The following is a 17,255-nucleotide window of genomic DNA, read 5'->3' as shown; positions in this document are numbered from 1 at the left end:
TACTCCTACCCATTGACCATCTGTGAGTAACGTTGGGCCCCGGCATCGCTTACCTCTCTTGAGAAAGCCATTTCAGGGATAAACTCAAAGAACATACGTCCTTTAAAACTACTATATTTATTTTTACCAACGTGAACTTCATAGACTGGTTGTTTATTTGGATTATCTGCTCTCATCCAGTGAACAGTAGCTTGCTGACCACGGATAGAGACTTCGTTATAACAAAGCAGTACCGCTTTTGCTTCGTATAAGATTTTTACTGACTCGCGAATATCATCCACTGTTGGGCGACGGTTTCCATTTAACTTACGAAACTCTGCTGTACAAACAATTGGGCAATCATATTTTGTTGCAATTTTTGTTAATAAATCGGCAATGTGATCATATTTTTCTCCACCTGTTTTTGAGCGGAGCTTTTCGTCACCAATCGTAATATCATGGAAGTTGTCAATAAAAACAACAAGCTGATATGACGGATCTACTTTCATTAACTCAACATGATAGGCTTCCATTGTTTCTTGAATATACTCAATATCAGACCCATTATTTACGTCCTGCATATTGATGAAATCAACAGATTGTTTTAACTTGATAACTCCTTCAGCGCGTTTTTTCATGTAGGTTGAATTGTCTTGGTATTTCTTTGGAAAGCGTACAACGTTAATAGGAATACGTTGATCAATGGCTACTAAACGTGGTAGTAACTCATTATTGCTATCATCTAGTGAAAAATATAAGACAAATGCTTTTCTAGGACGCTCTTTTGTTGGAGTTTGGTTTGCTTGTGAAACCTGCCATGCAAGCTGCAACATAAACGATGACTTACCTATGTTGGATTGACCGGCAACTAAATGAACGCCGGTATTCAATCCTTCAAAGGCTTTATTTAAACTTTCATATCCCCAATCTAAACCGCCAAGCTCCCCACGATTCCATGAATATTCTTCTACTTCATCAATCGTTTGGCGCATCTTAGTGCGGAAGAATGGTTCCTGTTCTCCAGCTACTTCCCGAATAAGCTCAGGTGTGATTTCATTTGGATTGTTTTCAACACCTGGAGGATTATTTAGTACATTAAACGGGGATTCTGACTTCTTTTCTTCCTTAGTCTGCCAGAATAAATCTCCTGCTTGTACAGAAGCGAATGGATCTTGCTCTGTTACGGGGACTTCAAACATTCATTACAACTCCTTAATCGTGGTGTTTATTCTTTGTAGAATTTACAGTCTTGTTTGCACGTAGCAGGACAAGTAGCATACTGTTTAATCGTGTTGCAGCCATAGATATAACGACCCTTGAAGTTTGAACGAAACAATGTTTGAAGTTCCCTTTCAGGTAAGCTTCCATCATTCCAATCGACTAACATATCCCATGCATCTTGTTCGCTTATACCTCTTTGTCTCCAAAAAGCTACCAGCATACTAGCAACATGGTTTCTAGAACCTTTTGCTGGTCCATCCGCTAACATTTCTTCATAACAAGGCGGCTCAAAATCTAACGATTGCCCTTCTGAAGAATTACTGAATACCTTTTTGAATCGTTGAACAAACTTCTGTTCTACCTCTTTAAAGTAGCGTGCGGCTTCAAGGATAACTCGTGGCTTGTCATATTTAATCCATGATCCATACTCTGAGTCCTTGCTTATCTGCTGAATATCTTGCTCTGTTAGAACTAGTAAAAGTTTTAACTCCATTGGAACCTTAAATGATCCAGTTGAAGGATGTTGACTACCGCGTAAACGGAATAGTCTACGACGCTCATACACTTTCATATCTAGTGTTTTATTTGGTGCAAAAGGCATTAACTCTTCCGCCATGATTTTATACACCTTATCTAGTTGTGGATGCCACTCAATACCGAAGCATTGATAAGGTACCGTTACATGAATACCTTTTTTTCCACTAAAAAACACCTTAATCATATTAGGTGGAATTTTATAATTCGGACTATGGATCAGATGCTGAATAATACGTAGTGCATCTTCTTGTGCGTTTCTGATATTGTCTTCGTCATCAAAATCTAAAAAGAAGTCTCCACGAATATCCGCTACGTAAGGATCTGTGCTGTTATATTGAAAAGCGGTTGTATACAATCCCCAACCTTTGTCTTTGTATTGCTGGATATAATCCAGACACATTTGTCTGTAAGTCATCCAGTTTACTTCTCTGTATTCATTACGAATAAACAGATTTCCACCATCAGACATTGGTTTATTCCGCCCAAATTCTATGTAGAATGGCTGAGGTGCAACTACCGATACTGGTAAATTAGGTTCTGGTATAACTGGCGCTTTTTGATAAGCATGATAACTAGGCAGTTGCCCTTGAAATAACACGGTCTAAACCCTCCTCAAAACATGTATTTTTTCTAGCTTCATAAACTGCTAAAGCTTCTTCTTCAAAGTGCTGAATATCAAGCTGCTTTTTCGGCATTGGTTTTCCGTTATCCAATGAAACAGCAAATGCTTCATCAATTAGATAAAGAATAAAATCCACATCCCAAAACTTAAGCAGATGTTCTAAAGCTCCTATGTCACGAGCTCTTACTGACTCCTGTGGCGTCACGTTCATTTTTGTATAGAAATAAGCCAGTAAATCTTGCTTTGTAAATTTCTCTACAATCTCCAGGTAAAATGGCTGGTCTTCATAAGAAGCTTTAATTGTTCCATCATCTGCAATCTCCAGCACTGGTGGTGGAGGTGTTAGTTGCAATCTTGGATGAAAATAAAATTGGCCTAACATAAGTAAATTTTCAGGATCAATATAAGGTCTTCTTACGTACTTAATTTGATGCTGATCTAAAACGTTACTTGGTTTATAGAAAAGAACCTTTTGCGGATTCTCTTTTTCTTTATCAAATAGCTTGTGAATCTCTGCAGCTGTAATAGATTTACCCGCTAAAATCTCTCCGATGTCATTAATAACTTCTCTTTTATAGTTAGGATCACAATCGACTTTCCCATGAGCATCCTTTTGGAACTCTTTGATTTCATGTAAAAACCTAGACGATAATACGATCATTTCATTATTCATTTAATTCTCCCCTTTCATCGTTCATAAAGAGAAAAGGCGGCAGCCTTCTTAATTCTTCTGATCGTTCATATGTAATTGGCGTTTGTAACATAACCCTTTGTTTTAGAAAGTCAAGACAATAAGAAATCGACAAATGAAAAACTGGAGCCAACAGTTAGGAATTGGTAAAACAGGAGTTTGACATAACGCTGCGCTAAAGGTTTTTTTATACCTGTAAGAGAGGTGACAACAACATGAACAACCGAAAAAAAAGATTTGAATTCACGGAAAAATGGGTAGAATGCTTAAATTGTTCTCAAGAATATGTGATTGAGTGTGCAATTGATGAGCGAGATACCAAGGGTTGCCCGGTCTGTGGTTCTCACGAGCATGAGGACTCTACAACTAGATATAACGATTGGGGCGAGTAAAAATGACTAATTACACCAATGAGTATCCAGAACAAAACGTCCATGTGTTTATTGGAAATGAAGAGTGGGCTACTTTTTCATTCGAGAACAAAGTCCGTTTGCTCTACCGTTTACGACAATGTGAAACATTACTTGCTAGAGAATTAGAAAAGACGATCTCCTTACTAGTTGAAGAAGAACAAAAAGAGAGAGAGATTGATTATGAAGCAACTCTAAAAAGAGCTGAAGAGGATGTGAGCGAATGGCCGGAATAAAAAATAGATATCAATTATATGGAGCTACTCCATTTGAGAGCGTAAAAGGCACTGATATTTTAGAAAGACATATGAACCTTCAGATGCGAGAGTATACACCCTACTGTCGATTCTGTGGAGGAGAAATTGTAGATGCCACACAAAATGAGCATGGACAAACTGTAGATCCTGAATGGGAACGAATGGTTCAAGCGCATACTCATTGCTTTAGAAAACAAGCGCAAAGTTTTTAAGAGGTGAAATAACATGACAAACACGAAAAATATTGAGATAAGTATGGATGACGTATACACATTTATGCAATGCCCGCTGAAATATCAGCTCACTAAAATTCATGAGATTCCATCTGAAGACGATTATAAGAGTGCAGTTTTATATTCAAAGGGTATTCATCAAACTATATCGTATTTTTATTATGAGGTAATGCAAGGCAGACTCCCCACTCTTAGGCAAATGCGCGATAAGTGGGCTAACTATTATTACTCAATATTTGAAGAAGATAAGAAAACAAAAGAAAACTTCCTCCATGCTCGTACCGGAACAGACCATCAACGAACATCGCAAATTCTAAACAGAGGTATGGAAGCAATATACGCTTTCTATGCAGAGAACAAAGATAATCCTGGCACTCCTATTGCTGTCAACTACCCCTTCCGTATTGCTGTTCAAGATGACCTTATCCTAACAGGTGAATTTGAACTGATTCGTGAACGCACTGACTCAGATAATCGACGTATGATAGAAATCGTTGATTTTAAAACCAGTAACAATAAAACAGACGCTTCTTCTGGATTTTTCCTTCGCCATGATCTACGAGCTACCGCTATGTTTTACGCCTTTCAAGAACAATTTAACTCCTCACCTGATCGATTCGTATTTGATTACATCGGAAGTGACAAACAACTGTCTTTATATAGAGACGAGAATGAAATTAAGCGCTTAAAAAGCGTATTAAAAGGAGTGCGTAATGGAATCAAGCAGGAAGATTTTTATCCGAGACAAAGTTTCATGTGTAAAAATTGCTCGATGATGAACTACTGCGACAGATTGCAATTTTAGCCCCAAAAAGGAGGTAGTCGCTGTATGACTCCAGCAGATTTCAGCACTTATAATGATGTTATTAATGGAATTACCCAAGGGGATAAACCTTTCATGACACTATTCTGTATCATCATGATTTTTGTTATCTTTATGTCTATTAAAGTAATGGGATATGTACGTAGTGTTAGTGACAGCCATAAAGAGCAAATGACTGCTATGACTGAAAACATGAAGGAACAACGAATAGATCATTATAAAATGGTGGCTGAAGATCGTATACGTTCTGATAACAGAGAAAAAGAACTGTTTATCAATTTAGAAAAGAACACGCAACAATTAGAAGGAATAGCTACGACTCTAAAGGAAGTTCAATTCAATTTCACAAGTTTAGAAAGTAAAGTTACACACAACTTTAATTATCTAGAAGGTGAAATTGAGAACTTAAAAGAAAGAGTCACACAAAAAAACCAGGATTAATGTCCTGGTCTTTTTTATATATTCATATGTAATTTTTACTAGGATTTTTTATCAGATTTTCATTTATCTTGTCAACTGGTAAATATTCTGATAAAATGAAAGCAATAACAAGCCGGAAAATGAGCAAACGCCCACTCCTTTGTCAACTTGGCGGAAGATAAGGAATGAGCGTTCCAGAGGATTAAACCCCATATAAAATTGCATTTTTAATTTGCTACATAATGTAGTTTGTATTCTTAGATATGTTTTTATACTATCATGAGTTTTTTAAAAATGCAACAGTTATGGGTCTATTTAATCCTGCCTTTTCCAAACATTAGGGAGGATATTTGGCATGATTATCAACGGAAACAAAGAATATAAAGAAGATGAATTTATCCATTTTTTAAGGGAAGATAATGGAGAAATGATGGAGATTAAAATTTCTAATGGTAAAGGAGTTAGAAAAATGCACGATAAGCGAGAGATTCCTTTTTCAGACATTGTTTTAACCAATCTAAACAAACAAGGTGAATCAATTCCTTTTGCAAACAATGGCGTTATTAACGTAAATCGATATATGTTTACATTTTGGACTAATGTAATTGGCCCTGAATGTGTTCATCTCTATTACTTACTTAACGAGTATTGCAATGATGAAACAGATATTTGTTTTCCAAAAGAATCTGAATTGGCTCAAAGAATTGGTATTTCATCACCGACAACGTTGAGAAAGAAACTTCGTTTATTGCAGGAAAATAACTTTATCCTTATCATTAATCGTTTAAATAAATTGGCTAATAACAAAGAAACTAGTCCTATTTATAAAATAAGACAAACCATTCCTATGTTATCTAAGGAACAATATAATCAGTTACCTAAGTACCTAAAAGAAAAGCATGATGATTTTATGCAAAAGTACGGTAGAGATTTAGAAATGGATTACTTCCTACATGATTCAAAGGAAACTATAGGAGAACTATTATCCAATAGTGAGAAGATTATATCTAAGAAAAATCGTGCAGCTATTGATAAACTTATTGAGAACTCTGAGCAATCAGATTACATACTAAACACGTTAACACCTTATGAAAAAATGTCTTGCAATCAATTCCACAAGCTCTTACAAGATCAATGGAGTAAGCCATCTTATGAAATGATTTTTAATGATTCGATTTGTATCTACAATGAAGACATTGGTGGTGTAGATCTTATCTTAAATGAAGCTGCAAAAGATATTGTTAAAGAAACGGCACACTATACAGACAGACTCATTTCAATTTGTAGTTCAATATTCGATGAAGAGATTGAAATCATTAATTATTACAACTTTAAAGAGTATATGATTAAGTTAGAGAGAGCTAAATAAGCTCTCTTTTTTTATGCTTTTCCCCCGCTAATCATTTTTTGATTAGCTGATTTTTTTCTGCTAATCATTTTTTGGTTAGCAGCTAATCATTTTTTGACTACTATGCTAATCATTTTTTGACTAGCGAATTATCCCCAGATTTTGTGGATAAACCGCTAATCATTTTTTAACTAGCGGAAAATCCCGCTAATCATTTTTTGATTAGGGTGTAGTCATTTTTTGATTAGCCTAATTCTTTCTTATTACTAATTATTTAAAAGATAATAAATAAATTAATAAACTTCCCACCAAAAAATTTTATCGCTTCTAATAAAATTAAACTCCTTAGCATCTTTAATATATTCTTTTTGCAAATCTGTTATGACTTCTCTTTGGGCATGTTTATAAGATAAACACCACTCTTCTTCAAAATATTCCCTAACTAACCTTCTGTTATTAAACAAGATTTCTTTCTCCACCTCTTCTTCAGTTCCCACATAGCCGTAATAACGTTCTAAATACTCCATAAACGATAATTCTCTTATTTCTAATGTATTTGTATTAGGCATTCAAAATCTCTCCTTATCGATTAAAAAATGGCATAAAAAAAAGAGATGAAATTAATCACCTCTCCGTTGCATGTATATTAAAAAATTTTATCTTCTTTAGATCTCTCACCAGGCACAAACCTGGCTTCTAATAAGATATCATTAATTATATATCCTACACTAAAGTCTTTGTCTTCGAAGTCTACAACGATTTGCCTAGCTTTTAACTCTTTCTTTATGTAAAGCTCGTCCAGATCTTCTACATTATCATTTTGTAAGTCTTCTCTATCCCTTTTAGGCTCAACCAGCGCAATACCTATCGTTGGAAAATATAAAAGTATATTAGTGGAACCGACCTTTACATTTTCTTCATACATCAAGTGTATGAAAGCATGTTTAATAATCTCTACAGCTTCTAACTTGTTCAATAATAACCCTCCGCTAGCACAGTGTACCTTTTCGTCATCAAATGGTTCCGTATATAAGTTTATATTTCTAAGTATAAGTATTTTATTTTATAGAAAAAATAAGTTCTTTTTATATTTATACCACAGGTTACCTCTTACTGAAAGATACACTTGCTGTTTTTAAGAAAAATTTCAGTTTTATAATTAATTTATTTTAATATTTATTCAGATTACTTTGGGGCTGTCCCTTTTATTGCATTTTAATCTCCTCAAAATAATTCTTTACAACCTCGTCTCGAATGGTTCAAATACTTTGGAAGACAAGTTAAGAGGAGGAAAGACTAATGCTTCAATTTATTAATAACAAAGGTAAAAAAGTTATGGAACTTCATGATAATGGTGAACTTAACATCCTTAATGAAGACCTTAAAACATCTTTCTCTAAAGAACCTTTAAAAACAACAGAGGAACAGGAGAAAGAAAATGAGTAATCAACCAAAAGATAATGAGATTTTGGGAATTGTTATTACAAAAAATGAAATCTCTAATTTAAATGTAGAATACATTCATGTTGCAGAATATGCAATTGATCCGATTCTAAAATCTATTCGATTAAATCCAGCAGCTCAACAAGAAGCTGTAGATAAGATGGTGGATCGTACACCTAATTTCTTTAATTTAGAGCCTGAAGAACAAACAAATAAAATCAAAACTGTTTTAACCATCGAAACGGTTATTGAATATCTTCGCTTACATGACTATATCCGTGAAGGAATTGACATGGTTGAAGTCGGCATCAATGACGAAGGAACAATCATTGTATCGGCTTTCTATGTTGCAAAAACAGAAGTGACTGAGAAAGTATTTAGCGAAGAAATGACTGAGGAGCAAATTGATGAAATGGAGCGTCAAATCAATATTTTAGATGGCTCTATCAATATTTACGAAGAAGCAAAAAAACGTGTAGAGAAAATGAAAAAGAATAATGTAGTTCCTTTTCAAAATCGTGCAGCTCGTCGTAAAGCTCAAAAGCAAAAGTGAGGTAGAAAGAAATGAGTAAAGAAGAAGTAACAGAGAACTTAGCACCAGTATACGTAGTTGAGGAAGAAGACGATGAAGAAGAAACGATTACACTCGATTTCAACAACAATCAAGCTTATTCAAAAGAAGAGCACCTTGTTGTAAGAACTGGAGACTCTTTTTTACATGCGAAATTAGATCCTAATGTTGAGGAGGTACCTACTATCCCTGTTGATATTACACCTCAACCTCCTGTAGATCCTTTCAAAAATGAACTACAAGATTTATTACTGAACACAATCACTTCAAAAGCAATTGGTTCTCTACTTAAAAAACATTATGATCTTGATACAAAGATTGATAGCTTGTTTTACAAGAACAAAATGGGTGAGTTAGGTTCCATCCTTGACAATGAAATTGATTCCATTATGGAAGAGCGTCGCAAAGAATTACGTGGTTGTTATGCTGGCCCTAATGTGAAATATGAACGAATCCCTAAATGGGCACAAAATTATGTAAAAGAATACACTAAAAACTTAGTACATTCTATTGCAATTCTAGTAGAAGATGGGGAATAGTACTTTTTTCTAGTACAATCCCCTAAAAAACGTTACAATAAAGGAGTGGATAATTATGTATTACTTAGGAATAGATCCCTCAACAAAATGTACGGGTTACTGTGTAATGGATGAAAAGCATGACATTATTGAGAGTGGCAAGATTGACATACCTAAAACAGGTACAGAAGCCGAAAAGATTTATTATCAACTTGAACTTCTCGAACCCCTCTTTAAAAAGTACTCCATCACAAAAGCCCTCTGTGAAAATCAATTCAGTAAATTAAACGTTGATACAGCTATTAAATTATCACGAGTATCAGGCGCTGTTCTTTATCTTGCTAAGAAGTACGATGTAGATGTAGAACTTATCTACCCTACTAGCTGGCGTAAAGTTTTTCACGGTTCTGGAAAAGCAAAGAAAGAATATACCTTTGATAAAGTTGTTGCACTCTATGAGCTTGAAGGGTTAAAGTTCTCAAAAGATAACGATCTTACAGATGCTATCGGGATTTGCTGGGCATGTGTAGACCTTAGCAAAGAAGGTGCAGCTGCTTGAAGATATACCGTGGAAATATAGGAGTAGATTTATCGTTAGATGAGTTCTCTGAACTATTAGAAGATGCAGATAAAATAGATGATCTACTAAATCTTATCTACGAATTGGAGATGGATGAAGTTATGAATTATGATTCTCATGAATTGAAGAAGTTTGAAGAAGATCTTTTTGAAGAAGTAGCGGAATATCAACGTAAACAAAACGTTGATAACGATATGATTAAAATGAAACGAATCCTAGCACGCTTAGAAAAATATGACCGATAAAGAACTTCAATACGAGCACATTGATTCTTTAGTGTTTGAATATCAAGCAGGTTCTACAAAGGCTGGGTTAGAATTAATCCAGTCTTTTGGGTATGATCCCGAAACTAAGAAGCTGTCTAATTTTATCAAAAAATACTTTAATCTTTTGCGCTATGGTGTTATTAATTTCCGTGATAAAGAGACAAGAAAATTAATTGCTAAATATACACCGAATAAAGACCTACAGGAAGAATTAGTCCCTTTTTATCAATACGCTCACACTAAAAAAGGTGCACGTAAAGTTGTTCAAATGATTAATTTTCGTTTAAGACACCTATCTGATGAAGAGTTAATTAATATACTTTGCATGTTATTACTAACTCAGGCTAAGAGGTATAAAAAGAAAAGCGATAAAATAAATTTTTGTGGCTATTTAAAAGGTAGTTATTATCATAGTGTGCATGAGTATTTTAAATATCTATATAAAGATTTATCATATGGATTCCGAATTGAATCATTAGAAGATCACATCGATGAAAACAGTGAGATTCAAATCAAGGATTCATGGTATCAAGACCTTTACTTCGAAAAAGAAAACCAAGAACTAGGATTTAATTGGATTTTAGGTAAAACCGCTACATTCCCCTTCGATCAACTAACCACATTCGAAAGAACCCTTATTTCCCTTTACGATCATAAAGGAATGACCTATGAACAAGTAGGTGCTCACATGGGATATCATCGTGATACTATCTGGAGCAAACGAAAACAAATTAAAAAGAAATTAAAAGAACTGATGAAGATCCCTCCCTGTAATTAAACATGGAGGGATTTTTTGAGTTTTTAGTTTTTCAATGGATTTAATTACACCGGAAAATAGTAAAAAATGTAATAGAATCATTTCTTTTTTTCTACTATTTAAGTGGAAAACTCTCCATAAAAATATTGTGATTTTTAAAAAAAGCTATATTAGTAACCGGTTAATGTATTTATTTTACATTTAAAAGCATAATGTTTTGTTGTTGGTTAATATAGTATAAATACTATAGTTTAGGTATTGTTAACGGTTACATTCATTAAAAGAACTATACCTTTATTTCATTTTATTTACCAAAAAACATTATTCCATAATTGGTGTCAACTTGACTGTAATTATAAAAACTCCTAGAATATCTAATTGTTGGAAAGAATACATATTCTAACTAAATCATAGAAAAGGAGATACATACATGAAAAAAATTATTAGTTTCGCTTTGATTGCCACAATAGGTATCGTGTGGAGCTTAGTACCAGTCGCTAATAAAACAGAGGCTGCTACAACTGATAGCCCCGCTTTATCTAACGACGATTTAAAGACATTAAGTAAAATGTATGATGAAGCAGAATCAGGAACAAAAGAGTATAGCGATAGCAAGGAAATTAAAGACCTTGATGGAGAAGAAGTCTTATATACTCTTAATACTGATACAACTAAGGTAGTTAAAAAAGACACTGAAAAAGAGACTGTTACAATTAATATCACAAATGACATTAAAAAAGAATATCCAAATGGTAAAGTTGAAAACTCTACAGAAAAAAATGAGATTTCCTATAACAAAAAAGGGGAAATATTTGTAGATGGCGAGAAATTATCAGCAGATGAAATGAACCAAAGCCCCGAAGAAGCCATGGGACAAATGAGCACTATGTCACTTGCTAGTGGTGGGAAAAAATGGTTAACATATTATAAACAAACAGGTTCTAAAACTTATGATGTAACAGCTTATAAGAAGCCTAGAAATATGTTTATGGATGAGTCATCTGGCACACCAAAGAAAAAAACTCTTAAATATGGTACTGTGCTCGTAGATTTTAAAAATCAAGCTAGTACTGTAGCGAGTGCTCGAAATGAGATAGTTGGTTATACAGCAACTATTGCTGGTGCATTAACCGTAGCAACTGTATCGGCTTGGACAGTTATTGGATTACTTGGAGCAGGCGGTACAGCTGGAGCTGCTGCTGTAGCCCTATATAACGCAAGTAACACTGGTAAATCAGCAATGCTAGAAGCTTACAACTTAATATAAGAACCCTTTGTACTACTAGTATCGATTGCATAATATAAGAGGTGACAAAATGATTAATTACATTTTACCTGTAGTGATTTCCGCTTTGATAGTTATGATGCTTTATGGCATCGTTGAGAAAAAAGGAAAAAAGATCAGTTATTATATAATTCTTTTTTTACTAATCAACTTATTAACATTCACATTGAAATAACACAAAAGCGTCTCTATTTTATAGAGGCGTTTTTCGTTTGATAAAGGAAAGCACATTAGAAGTGCTCATGAAGAAACCTCCCTGTGATTAACAAGGAGGTTCTTTAAGTTCTATTCTAATTTAATTGTAAGGCTGAAAACTCAACTACATCCTTGCCCGCATTTCCTACATCATAAGTAACTTTATACTCGACCCCTTCATATTGATACACAAGCTCTTCATTATCTTGTAAGTGAGTTGCCATCTTAAGATGAGCTGCTATGTTTTGTTTCTCTTCAGGCGTTAATGATGAATCAACTGTCATCATTAATGTCCCACTACAAAGCCATACATCTGCATAATTAGGATCTTCATTCGGATCTATTGAACCAAGTACCACTGCGTAACCAATCTCATTAGGGTTATCTCTCTTCATATTAGCACTTACAAATAAACCTTCTTTAATTTTCCCATCATGTCTAAGGCCAGCTAAGCTCTCCTTAGTTCCATAATCATTAATAACGGATATTTCAGGTCTTACTTTATTAGCATTTTCTGCGAAATTTGCTTTAAAAGTCTCCCAGTTACTATCAAAGATATAAGAACTTACAGCCCGTGGAGTTTCAGTTGTTGTTTCTTCTACCACCGCTTCTTCATCTTCAGAAGCACTAACCTCTTCTGATTTTTCTTCTTCTTCCTCACCACTGGATTTCTTAACTTCGTTACCGCAACCAGCCAATGTAAACAGCAAAGCCAAAATAGAAAAGAAAGTCAATAACTTTTTATATTGCAGGCTCATCAAGATTACTCCCTTTATTTGAAAGTTGTTATTCTTCAATTACACTGATTGTAAAGGTTCCATAGTTGCTACGCTTATAGTCGTACTTGGCTTTATAAGTGATGCCCTTATATGAATAAGTGCGTTCTTCACCATCCTCAAACTCACCGAAGATATCTAACTTATCATTAATAATGGAGACCTTTTTTTTCTGAGAAAGGCTTGGATCTGCAGTAAGAACAGCAAGAGATAGAGCAAGATTTAAATCCTTATTATCTTTTTTACTCTTTTTGCTACCGTCATTTACTATTCTTCCAGTTACTGATACAAAACCGAAGTCGCCGTCTGCATCCCTATTGGTATTTAATCCAACATATATATTCTCATTAATTTTACCTATTTTTGTTGGACCCATGTTTGTTTTTTTTACTGCCTCGTTTTTAATCGTGTCAAGGTCTTTCGTTTTCTCATAATAATTAGCTTCTTTTTTCCACCTTTTCTTAAAACCTTTCCATGTAAGAGCGTAAGATTTTTTCGGTTTCTTTTTCTCTTTTGCCTCCACAATTGCTACCGATTCATTAGCAAAGCAACTTGTAACCGCTGTCAATGAAAATATCAGCACAATACACACCAATAATTTTTTCATAGATATCCCCCTAAATATATAACATATTATTACTATATTACTAGTTATCAACAAAATATACTATATAATTTTAAGCATAAAAACCCCCATATCAAGACGAAAGGAGGTTATTGTTTTCTTATAAAGGAAGATATTTAGTTAAAAAATCACGGAATTTGTCTCTTTGTTCTTCAGGGACATATTTATCGTATACCTCTTCCTTCATCCATTGCGGTCTAGCATTACCTGCATAGATATTTGCAACAGTCCTTACATGCCCTCTTAAGCAAGCAATAACTGTATCATCTTTGGTTAAGCTATAGGTACTTTCAAATGTTTCACCATCTTCAAAGGTAACAACATAATCAACCTTTTCACTAGCTCCATTTTCAGGAGCTGTCATTGCCATTTTCATCAGTACATTATCTGCATCATACCAAGTATCTACTGTATGAGGGATTCCACACTCTTCGGTTTTCCCTGTACCTCTTGTAAGTACAATTTGTTTTACACGTACATATTGAGCGGTTTGCATACTGACTTCCCCTTTCATTCTTATACTTGTTTTCTTTTAGGAAAGATTTTGTACACGTCTTTTTCGCTTACATCAATTTTTAGGTTTTTTACATATCCAAGCGCTTCTTCAATAATCTCCTTATTCGTTAACTCAGGCTTGTCCTCATGATATATATGAACATCTAAATTAACGTTACTGCTTAGATCTATCTTGACTAAGTACTCCTGCACCGCATAATTAAAGCCAAATTCCACATCTTCTTTGTTCATAAAATGCACGGAATTAAAAAGTTCACCAGGAAACTCTTTCAGGGCCACCTCTGTACGAGATCCGTATACTTGAATATGTTCAACTGTGTATTCCTTATCTAACTGGAGATACTTCTTGGCCTGTATGCCATCACTCCTCATCCCATTGTCGGGATATTTACAAACCAATTTATCTCCGGGCTTTGTTTTCTCTACACTCATTGTTTTTTGTTCAATAAAATGAAATGGGAAACTCATCGTTAATTCCTCCTTTAATATAAAAAAGCTCCCATTAGGAAGCTTCATCTTCAAAATACATATCAAGCCACTCTTCATCTGAAAGCGGAACATGACAAAGATTTCGGAAATCACAATATCTACACATTACGTCTAATGCATTCCCTTCTTTCTCTGGCAATGCATGTCGGTCTACGTGGTTTAGAATATCTTGTATATCGTCTTTAACTTGCTGAATCAAACCTTCATCATACTCGATCATGTAAGTCTTAATTTCTTGTGTGTTTTTGTTTTCATACCACACAATTCCTCGTCGAATACCTGTTAAATAAAAGTACAGCTGTAGCTGCATAATATGTTTCGATTGAGGCTTCGTTTTAAGCTTTTCAAAGTTTTTATTCTTGATTGACTTAAATTCGACGATAAGGATATGATTACTTGGACCTTTATAGATGACCTTATCCTCTTCGTTTGGGTCATAAAGGACAATCTCTTCTTCATCCGGCTCATCCTCTTGTTTAAGATAGTTCCAAATTATCGCATCTGACCTTCCGCTAATACGCAATTCCTCATCTTTTAAAGAAAGCTCTGGCGCAATCATAATGCCCATTCTTTCAAAGATATCCTCCATACGATTATGGAAGCTTGTCCCGTTATCTAAAATCAATACAGATTGTCCTTTTATGGGCTTAGCAGGATAACCAAGCATTTGGTATACTACTGCACGCTTACATTTTCCCACTGATGAAGGATAAAACTTACCTATCTTTCCTTCTGCAATACGTTGTTTTTGATGTTCAGCATTTCCTTCAGTTAGAAATTGATGAAGCATATCAACGATATCTAGATCCCCATATCGTTCTTTTATCTCTTTTATTTTTTTAGACATTTGATCACCTCTTTCGAAAGGAGTTTTAATTATGGCAGATATAAAATATCCCTACCAAGATAGCGAAGGTTCCTACGCCCAACGACAGGAAGATGAAAAGAATTGGGGTGAGTTTGGTGAACTCGCCCAAGAAACCTTTAAAAATTGGCTTAAATACACGGAAGGTACTTCTGGTAGAGAAGCTGAAAACTGGCAAGACGGAGGACGAGGATGTATTCGCTGTGCCGGTTCATTAATGATTTTTGAAGAAAGCGAAAACGGATACATTATGTTGGAATGCAGAGACTGCGGTATGCACCAATGGCATACTGATATTGAACCTGATTCCAAAGAAAAACTTGCACAGTGGGATAAAGAAGCGAAGGCAGCGGGTGCCGCTGGTGCTCGTCATCTTTCTGATGAAATCTATAGAAAAATACCAGATTCTCTTGTTTTGCAATACTCACAAATGAGAGAAAAAAAGTTGCAGGGGTCTTAAATAGCCCCTGCTTTTTCTTTGATATAACCTAAATCAAGTAATGCGTCACCGATTAGAGCAAGTACAGATTCTTTATCATCGTTGTTATTCACAAAATCTAAATGGTTTACATTGATTAAAATCTTAGGTGAATGTGAATATTCTTGGTACCATGTATCGTACTTGTCATTAAGGCGTTCCCAATAAGCCATATCTACTGTACTTTCTAGCCCACGACCACGACTATCGATACGTTCTTTTGCAACTTCTGGACTGCACTCTAAATAAATTAGTAGTTCAGGTGGTTGTGCATGTTCTAGCATGTTGTCTAGCAATGTGCTGTATGTGTTGTACTCTTCCCATAACATACCTTCTCCACCTGCTGCACGATCTTCTGCAAGCATTTGGGCAAAGATGCGGTCACCGAAAATCGAACGGTCTAAAATCCCATGTCCTTTTTTATGAATTTCCTTAATCATACGAAAACGTTCATTCAGAAAATGAATTTGAGTTGTAAAAGCCCAGCGCGTTTTATCTGCATAAAAGCGGTTGAGTAATTCTTCTGTATCTTTATTCCCTAACTCCGGAAACATCGGAATATCAAAACGTTCACTTACTAAATCAGCTAGAGTTGTTTTTCCTACTCCTACTACCCCATCAATTAATAAAATGGTCATCGCCCACTCTCTTCTCTTTTTTTCGATTTATTTAAAGCAAAAACAAAGTATGGCCAAAAGATAAAGCTTAATAAAAACGTTTGTAGCAAATACTTGTTTTCACCTTTCTTAAATACTTTTAGTTCCGCTAATGCTTCACTTTTAAAAATATGTAAGTCTTGAAGCTTTGCATAGTATTCAGCACCTGATGGAGTCAATTCATACATACGAACCATTTCCATCAAATACTGTTCTTCTTTCTCAACATCTTCAAGAAGCTTTTGCATATTAAACGTGTGTTGAAGACCGTTTATAGCTCCTACAAGTACATAAAGTGAAGCTAGAAGGATGATCCATATCATAAGACCAACTCTCTTTCTTCACAGTAGGCAATAAGAGATGCCTCATCTCCTAATTGAAAGTACTGTTCTTCACTACCTTCAGATGTGGAGCTCCATACCTTATAAACAAACAATACTTGAAATGGGTTTTCTTCATTCACCCAAATATCAGCATTGATATTAATAAAAAATTTATCAGAGTTGACAAACAATAATAATTCTTCTTTTACAGCAGATGAAAGTGTATGACCAAATAAGTCATACATTAAATGCGTAGCAATTGGTACGCCATGAGCTAACCGCTGATTCCATTCTGTATGAGCTTTTACTAAAGCTTCATAATTTCTAGATGTATAACTCAAAAGTTTTTCTCTTAATTCAAATTCGTTCAA

Annotated in this window: 27 protein-coding genes; 14 read left to right on the top strand and 13 right to left on the bottom strand. The window is 34.7% G+C overall.

The window, feature by feature from the left end:
• Positions 1–5 precede the first annotated feature (5 nt).
• The 3 genes from ACFX4N_RS24640 to ACFX4N_RS24630 form a co-directional block, all read right to left on the bottom strand.
• Positions 6–1,178, bottom strand: a complete 1,173-nt coding sequence (locus ACFX4N_RS24640; RefSeq protein WP_377263139.1) for a DnaB-like helicase C-terminal domain-containing protein — start codon at positions 1,176–1,178, stop codon at positions 6–8.
• A gap of 26 nt (positions 1,179–1,204) precedes the next feature.
• On the bottom strand, positions 1,205–2,206 hold the full coding sequence (locus ACFX4N_RS24635) for a hypothetical protein (RefSeq protein ID WP_377263137.1): 1,002 nt from the start codon (positions 2,204–2,206) through the stop codon (positions 1,205–1,207).
• Between the two features lie 103 nt (positions 2,207–2,309).
• Entirely contained in the window at positions 2,310–3,032 is a 723-nt protein-coding gene (locus ACFX4N_RS24630; RefSeq protein WP_377263135.1) for a hypothetical protein, read from the bottom strand.
• A 233-nt stretch (positions 3,033–3,265) separates the two neighbouring features.
• Between ACFX4N_RS24630 and ACFX4N_RS24625 the strand changes: the two genes are divergently transcribed.
• The 6 genes from ACFX4N_RS24625 (at position 3,266) to ACFX4N_RS24600 (ending at position 6,562) form a co-directional block, all read left to right on the top strand.
• Positions 3,266–3,442, top strand: a complete 177-nt coding sequence (locus tag ACFX4N_RS24625) for a hypothetical protein (RefSeq protein ID WP_377263133.1) — start codon at positions 3,266–3,268, stop codon at positions 3,440–3,442.
• A 2-nt stretch (positions 3,443–3,444) separates the two neighbouring features.
• Positions 3,445–3,696, top strand: coding sequence for a hypothetical protein (locus ACFX4N_RS24620; RefSeq protein WP_377263131.1), 252 nt, complete (start codon positions 3,445–3,447; stop codon positions 3,694–3,696).
• Positions 3,684–3,929, top strand: a complete 246-nt coding sequence (locus ACFX4N_RS24615; protein ID WP_377263129.1) for a hypothetical protein — start codon at positions 3,684–3,686, stop codon at positions 3,927–3,929. Before ACFX4N_RS24620 ends, ACFX4N_RS24615 begins: the two co-directional genes overlap by 13 nt.
• A 13-nt stretch (positions 3,930–3,942) precedes the next feature.
• Positions 3,943–4,755, top strand: coding sequence for a PD-(D/E)XK nuclease family protein (locus tag ACFX4N_RS24610; protein WP_377263127.1), 813 nt, complete (start codon positions 3,943–3,945; stop codon positions 4,753–4,755).
• Between the two features lie 24 nt (positions 4,756–4,779).
• Complete coding sequence (locus ACFX4N_RS24605; protein ID WP_377263125.1) at positions 4,780–5,214, top strand: hypothetical protein; 435 nt, start codon at positions 4,780–4,782, stop codon at positions 5,212–5,214.
• Positions 5,215–5,548: 334 nt separating this feature from the next.
• The gene (locus ACFX4N_RS24600; protein ID WP_377263123.1) at positions 5,549–6,562 is read left to right on the top strand and encodes a hypothetical protein; all 1,014 of its coding nucleotides are present in this window, start codon (positions 5,549–5,551) and stop codon (positions 6,560–6,562) included.
• A 272-nt stretch (positions 6,563–6,834) separates the two neighbouring features.
• Here ACFX4N_RS24600 and ACFX4N_RS24595 read toward each other — a convergent pair whose 3' ends face one another.
• Positions 6,835–7,110: a hypothetical protein gene (locus tag ACFX4N_RS24595; protein WP_377263121.1), complete on the bottom strand. Its 276-nt coding sequence runs from the start codon at positions 7,108–7,110 to the stop codon at positions 6,835–6,837.
• Between the two features lie 77 nt (positions 7,111–7,187).
• A complete protein-coding gene (locus ACFX4N_RS24590) occupies positions 7,188–7,517 on the bottom strand; it encodes a hypothetical protein (protein ID WP_377263119.1) in 330 nt (109 codons plus the stop codon).
• Between the two features lie 323 nt (positions 7,518–7,840).
• Between ACFX4N_RS24590 and ACFX4N_RS24585 the strand changes: the two genes are divergently transcribed.
• The 7 genes from ACFX4N_RS24585 to ACFX4N_RS24555 all read left to right on the top strand — a co-directional run bounded on the left by ACFX4N_RS24585 (position 7,841) and on the right by ACFX4N_RS24555 (position 11,943).
• Entirely contained in the window at positions 7,841–7,987 is a 147-nt protein-coding gene (locus ACFX4N_RS24585; protein ID WP_377263117.1) for a hypothetical protein, read from the top strand.
• Positions 7,980–8,537, top strand: coding sequence for a hypothetical protein (locus tag ACFX4N_RS24580; RefSeq protein ID WP_377263115.1), 558 nt, complete (start codon positions 7,980–7,982; stop codon positions 8,535–8,537). Before ACFX4N_RS24585 ends, ACFX4N_RS24580 begins: the two co-directional genes overlap by 8 nt.
• Before the next feature lie 11 nt (positions 8,538–8,548).
• Positions 8,549–9,094 carry a hypothetical protein gene (locus tag ACFX4N_RS24575; protein ID WP_377263113.1) on the top strand — a complete coding sequence of 182 codons (546 nt, stop codon included), beginning with the start codon at positions 8,549–8,551 and terminating at the stop codon, positions 9,092–9,094.
• A 55-nt stretch (positions 9,095–9,149) separates the two neighbouring features.
• A complete protein-coding gene (locus tag ACFX4N_RS24570; protein ID WP_377263111.1) occupies positions 9,150–9,632 on the top strand; it encodes a crossover junction endodeoxyribonuclease RuvC in 483 nt (160 codons plus the stop codon).
• Complete coding sequence (locus tag ACFX4N_RS24565) at positions 9,629–9,898, top strand: hypothetical protein (protein WP_377263110.1); 270 nt, start codon at positions 9,629–9,631, stop codon at positions 9,896–9,898. Before ACFX4N_RS24570 ends, ACFX4N_RS24565 begins: the two co-directional genes overlap by 4 nt.
• A gap of 31 nt (positions 9,899–9,929) precedes the next feature.
• Positions 9,930–10,697 (top strand): sigma-70 RNA polymerase sigma factor region 4 domain-containing protein, encoded by a 768-nt coding sequence (locus tag ACFX4N_RS24560; RefSeq protein WP_377263108.1) that lies wholly within the window; start codon positions 9,930–9,932, stop codon positions 10,695–10,697.
• A 409-nt stretch (positions 10,698–11,106) separates the two neighbouring features.
• On the top strand, positions 11,107–11,943 hold the full coding sequence (locus ACFX4N_RS24555) for a hypothetical protein (RefSeq protein ID WP_377263106.1): 837 nt from the start codon (positions 11,107–11,109) through the stop codon (positions 11,941–11,943).
• Positions 11,944–12,251: 308 nt separating this feature from the next.
• Here ACFX4N_RS24555 and ACFX4N_RS24550 read toward each other — a convergent pair whose 3' ends face one another.
• The 5 genes from ACFX4N_RS24550 to ACFX4N_RS24530 form a co-directional block, all read right to left on the bottom strand.
• Positions 12,252–12,914, bottom strand: a complete 663-nt coding sequence (locus ACFX4N_RS24550) for a hypothetical protein (protein WP_377263104.1) — start codon at positions 12,912–12,914, stop codon at positions 12,252–12,254.
• A 28-nt stretch (positions 12,915–12,942) separates the two neighbouring features.
• Complete coding sequence (locus ACFX4N_RS24545; RefSeq protein WP_377263102.1) at positions 12,943–13,539, bottom strand: hypothetical protein; 597 nt, start codon at positions 13,537–13,539, stop codon at positions 12,943–12,945.
• Between the two features lie 118 nt (positions 13,540–13,657).
• On the bottom strand, positions 13,658–14,053 hold the full coding sequence (locus ACFX4N_RS24540; protein ID WP_377263100.1) for a hypothetical protein: 396 nt from the start codon (positions 14,051–14,053) through the stop codon (positions 13,658–13,660).
• Between the two features lie 20 nt (positions 14,054–14,073).
• Positions 14,074–14,541, bottom strand: coding sequence for a hypothetical protein (locus tag ACFX4N_RS24535; RefSeq protein ID WP_377263098.1), 468 nt, complete (start codon positions 14,539–14,541; stop codon positions 14,074–14,076).
• A 34-nt stretch (positions 14,542–14,575) separates the two neighbouring features.
• Positions 14,576–15,409: a CRISPR-associated protein Cas4 gene (locus ACFX4N_RS24530; RefSeq protein ID WP_377263096.1), complete on the bottom strand. Its 834-nt coding sequence runs from the start codon at positions 15,407–15,409 to the stop codon at positions 14,576–14,578.
• Between the two features lie 31 nt (positions 15,410–15,440).
• Here ACFX4N_RS24530 and ACFX4N_RS24525 point away from each other — a divergent pair, with 31 nt between their 5' ends.
• Positions 15,441–15,887: a hypothetical protein gene (locus tag ACFX4N_RS24525; protein ID WP_377263094.1), complete on the top strand. Its 447-nt coding sequence runs from the start codon at positions 15,441–15,443 to the stop codon at positions 15,885–15,887.
• Here the strand turns inward: ACFX4N_RS24525 and ACFX4N_RS24520 are convergent.
• From ACFX4N_RS24520 to ACFX4N_RS24510, 3 genes are read right to left on the bottom strand one after another with little or no spacing between them, the layout of a single operon-like run.
• Positions 15,884–16,543, bottom strand: a complete 660-nt coding sequence (locus ACFX4N_RS24520) for a deoxynucleoside kinase (RefSeq protein ID WP_377263092.1) — start codon at positions 16,541–16,543, stop codon at positions 15,884–15,886. The two genes, ACFX4N_RS24525 and ACFX4N_RS24520, sit on opposite strands and share 4 nt — an antisense overlap.
• Positions 16,540–16,884 (bottom strand): hypothetical protein, encoded by a 345-nt coding sequence (locus tag ACFX4N_RS24515; RefSeq protein WP_377263090.1) that lies wholly within the window; start codon positions 16,882–16,884, stop codon positions 16,540–16,542. The genes ACFX4N_RS24520 and ACFX4N_RS24515 overlap by 4 nt, the downstream gene beginning before the upstream one ends.
• The gene (locus ACFX4N_RS24510) at positions 16,881–17,255 is read right to left on the bottom strand and encodes a hypothetical protein (RefSeq protein ID WP_377263088.1); all 375 of its coding nucleotides are present in this window, start codon (positions 17,253–17,255) and stop codon (positions 16,881–16,883) included. Before ACFX4N_RS24510 ends, ACFX4N_RS24515 begins: the two co-directional genes overlap by 4 nt.

It is taken from the genome of Priestia sp. YIM B13551 (assembly GCF_042787905.1).
Classification (GTDB): Bacteria; Bacillota; Bacilli; order Bacillales; family Bacillaceae_H; genus Priestia.
Note: the sequence above shows the minus strand (reverse complement) of the source record. Positions and strands in the feature narration are given on the sequence as shown.

Coding starts and splice junctions, on each gene's coding strand:
- ACFX4N_RS24640 (WP_377263139.1), bottom strand. CDS start 1,178: ATGTTTGAAGTCCCCGTAACAGAGCAAGATCCATTCGCTTCTGTACAA.
- ACFX4N_RS24635 (WP_377263137.1), bottom strand. CDS start 2,206: ATGTCTGATGGTGGAAATCTGTTTATTCGTAATGAATACAGAGAAGTA.
- ACFX4N_RS24630 (WP_377263135.1), bottom strand. CDS start 3,032: ATGAATAATGAAATGATCGTATTATCGTCTAGGTTTTTACATGAAATC.
- ACFX4N_RS24625 (WP_377263133.1), top strand. CDS start 3,266: ATGAACAACCGAAAAAAAAGATTTGAATTCACGGAAAAATGGGTAGAA.
- ACFX4N_RS24620 (WP_377263131.1), top strand. CDS start 3,445: ATGACTAATTACACCAATGAGTATCCAGAACAAAACGTCCATGTGTTT.
- ACFX4N_RS24615 (WP_377263129.1), top strand. CDS start 3,684: ATGGCCGGAATAAAAAATAGATATCAATTATATGGAGCTACTCCATTT.
- ACFX4N_RS24610 (WP_377263127.1), top strand. CDS start 3,943: ATGACAAACACGAAAAATATTGAGATAAGTATGGATGACGTATACACA.
- ACFX4N_RS24605 (WP_377263125.1), top strand. CDS start 4,780: ATGACTCCAGCAGATTTCAGCACTTATAATGATGTTATTAATGGAATT.
- ACFX4N_RS24600 (WP_377263123.1), top strand. CDS start 5,549: ATGATTATCAACGGAAACAAAGAATATAAAGAAGATGAATTTATCCAT.
- ACFX4N_RS24595 (WP_377263121.1), bottom strand. CDS start 7,110: ATGCCTAATACAAATACATTAGAAATAAGAGAATTATCGTTTATGGAG.
- ACFX4N_RS24585 (WP_377263117.1), top strand. CDS start 7,841: ATGCTTCAATTTATTAATAACAAAGGTAAAAAAGTTATGGAACTTCAT.
- ACFX4N_RS24580 (WP_377263115.1), top strand. CDS start 7,980: ATGAGTAATCAACCAAAAGATAATGAGATTTTGGGAATTGTTATTACA.
- ACFX4N_RS24575 (WP_377263113.1), top strand. CDS start 8,549: ATGAGTAAAGAAGAAGTAACAGAGAACTTAGCACCAGTATACGTAGTT.
- ACFX4N_RS24570 (WP_377263111.1), top strand. CDS start 9,150: ATGTATTACTTAGGAATAGATCCCTCAACAAAATGTACGGGTTACTGT.
- ACFX4N_RS24555 (WP_377263106.1), top strand. CDS start 11,107: ATGAAAAAAATTATTAGTTTCGCTTTGATTGCCACAATAGGTATCGTG.
- ACFX4N_RS24550 (WP_377263104.1), bottom strand. CDS start 12,914: ATGAGCCTGCAATATAAAAAGTTATTGACTTTCTTTTCTATTTTGGCT.
- ACFX4N_RS24545 (WP_377263102.1), bottom strand. CDS start 13,539: ATGAAAAAATTATTGGTGTGTATTGTGCTGATATTTTCATTGACAGCG.
- ACFX4N_RS24540 (WP_377263100.1), bottom strand. CDS start 14,053: ATGCAAACCGCTCAATATGTACGTGTAAAACAAATTGTACTTACAAGA.
- ACFX4N_RS24535 (WP_377263098.1), bottom strand. CDS start 14,541: ATGAGTTTCCCATTTCATTTTATTGAACAAAAAACAATGAGTGTAGAG.
- ACFX4N_RS24530 (WP_377263096.1), bottom strand. CDS start 15,409: ATGTCTAAAAAAATAAAAGAGATAAAAGAACGATATGGGGATCTAGAT.
- ACFX4N_RS24525 (WP_377263094.1), top strand. CDS start 15,441: ATGGCAGATATAAAATATCCCTACCAAGATAGCGAAGGTTCCTACGCC.
- ACFX4N_RS24520 (WP_377263092.1), bottom strand. CDS start 16,543: ATGACCATTTTATTAATTGATGGGGTAGTAGGAGTAGGAAAAACAACT.
- ACFX4N_RS24515 (WP_377263090.1), bottom strand. CDS start 16,884: ATGATATGGATCATCCTTCTAGCTTCACTTTATGTACTTGTAGGAGCT.